The following is a 2470-nucleotide window of genomic DNA, read 5'->3' as shown; positions in this document are numbered from 1 at the left end:
GGGCCCATTGCGGCTCGTCCGAGCCGAGCGCCGCCGACAGCGGGGGCAACTCGGTGCCGACGGCGGAGTCGGCGGGGTCGAGGTCCAGCAGACCGAAGCAGCCGGGGTTCTCGGTCTGCGCCGAGCGGACCAGGCCCCGGACGGAGGCCGCCGCCAGATCGGCCACGGCGCCACCGTCCACCGCCACCGCGCCTCGGGTGACGAACACCAGCTTCGACCCGGCGAACCGTTCCTCGTCGAGCCATCCCTGAAGGTGCTCCAGCGTCCAGGCCGTGAGCGCCCGTACCGATGCCGGGACGGCGTCGGCCGACTCGCCCAGGGCGGAGACCAGGACCACGTCCGGTACGGGCGCGTCGGACGCGGCCAGTGCGGCGAGGTCGGAGTGCGTCCATACGACCGCGGCGGATCCGCCGTCGGTCCCGTCTGCGCGGGCGGCGAGACCGAAACGGTCAGGACCAACCAGGGCAACGGACCCGGGGTCGCCCGTATCGGACGGCACAGGCACCGGAATCCAGTTCTGTACGAAGAGCGCGTCCTTCGCCGTTCCGGCCGTCGCGTTCAACTGTTCACCCGACACGGCCCGTACGAGGAGTGTGTCGACCGAGGCGACCGGCGCTCCGGAGGTGTCGGCGGCCGTGATCGACATGGCGCCGTCCCCGGCGGGAGCGATCCGGACCCGCAGCGCCGAAGCGCCGCTTGCCCGCAGCGAGACGCCCGCCCAGGAGAACGGGAGGGCGGCAGGGCCCGATTCGTCCTCACCGGCGAGCAGCGAGGCATGCAGGGCGGAGTCGAGCAGCGCGGGATGCAGACCGAACGCGGCGGCCTCACCCTCGGCGGCCTCCGGCAGGCTCACCTCGGCGAAGATCACGCCGTCCCGCCGCCAGGCTGCCTGGAGCCCCTGGAACACCGGGCCGTAGGCGAACCCGGCGTCGGCGAACCGCTCGTAGCAGCCGTCCAGTTCCAGGGTCTCGGCGTCCTTCGGCGGCCAGACCGTGGCGTCGAACGCCGCGTGCCGCGCGTCGGATTCGCTCTGCGGCGCACCGGATCCCTCGGCCAGCGCGCCGCTTGCGTGCTGGGTCCAGGGGGCGTCGTCCGGCGCGTCCTCGGGGCGGGAGTAGATCCCCACGGAGCGGAGGCCGGCATCGTCGGGGGTGCCGACCGCGACCTGTACGCGTACGGCGCCGCGCTCCGGGAGCAACAGTGGTGCGGCAAGGGTCAGTTCTTCGACCCGGTCGCAGCCGACCTCGTCACCTGCCCGGATCGCCAGCTCCAGCAGCGCCGTACCCGGCAGCAGGATCCGCTCCATGACCGCGTGGTCAGCCAGCCACGGATGCGACTGGACAGAGAGCCTGCCGGTGAACACCACACCTTGCCCTGCGGCGAGTTCGACCGAAGCGCCCAGCAGCGGGTGCTCGGCGGAGCCCAGCCCGGCCGCGCGTACGTCACCCGCGGCCGACGGTGAACCGGCCGGCCAAAACCACTGGTGCTGGAAGGCGTACGTGGGCAACTCGACCCGCCGTGCGCCCGTTCCGGCGAAGAATCCGCTCCAGTCCACCGTGGCACCGTGCGCGTGCACATGAGCCAGGGCGGCCAGCGCGGTGGGTTCTTCGTCCCGGTTCTTGCGCAGGACCGGGACGGTCACCACGCCGTCCTCCACGGACTCCTGGGCCATCGCGGAGAGTACGCCGTCCGGCCCCAACTCCAGGAACATGGTGACGCCTTGTTCGGCGAGGGTCCTTACCCCGTCGGCGAAGCGGACGGCCTCGCGAACGTGCCGTACCCAGTACTCGGCCGAGCACAGCTCGTCGGGCGCCGCCGGACCGCCGGTCAGGTTCGACACGACGGGGATGCGCGGCGTCTCGAAGGCCAGTGTTTCCACCACCGCACGGAAGTCCGCCAGCATCGGGTCCATCAGCGGCGAGTGGAAGGCGTGCGAGACAGTCAGCCGGCTTGTCTTACGGCCCTGCTCCGCCAGCAGCGCCGCGACCTCCAGCACCGCGTCCTCGGCGCCCGAAAGCACCACGGACGAGGGTCCGTTGACGGCTGCGATCGACACGCCGTCGGTCAGCAGCGGGGTGACGTCGTCCTCTGCCGCCTGGACGGCGACCATGGCGCCGCCGGCCGGGAGTGCCTGCATCAATCCGGCACGGGCCACGACCAGACGCGCGGCGTCGGTCAGTGAGAAGACCCCGGCGACATGGGCCGCCGCGATCTCACCGATCGAGTGGCCCGCCACGAAGTCCGGGGTGACACCCCACGACTCGACCAGCCGGAACAACGCCACCTCGACCGCGAACAACCCCGGCTGCGTATAGCCGGTCTCATTCAGCAGCTCCACGTCGTCACCCCAGATGACATCCCGCAGCGAACGGCCCAACTCACCGTCCAGCTCGGCCAGTACGGCATCCAGCGCCTCGGCGAAGACGGGGAAGCGCTCGTACAGTTCGCGTCCCATCCCCAGCCGCTGGCT

The 2470-nt window shown here is 71.7% G+C and carries 1 protein-coding gene; it reads right to left on the bottom strand.

The genetic code is table 11. From position 1 onward, the window contains the following. The coding region (locus HY68_RS28800) for an acyltransferase domain-containing protein (RefSeq protein ID WP_241778707.1) at window positions 1-2455 on the bottom strand (2455 nt) is incomplete at its 3' end. Window positions 2456-2470: the final 15 nt, after the last annotated feature.

The sequence above is a fragment of the Streptomyces sp. AcH 505 genome (genome assembly GCF_000818175.1).
Classification (GTDB): domain Bacteria; phylum Actinomycetota; class Actinomycetes; order Streptomycetales; family Streptomycetaceae; genus Streptomyces.
Note: the sequence above shows the minus strand (reverse complement) of the source record. Positions and strands in the feature narration are given on the sequence as shown.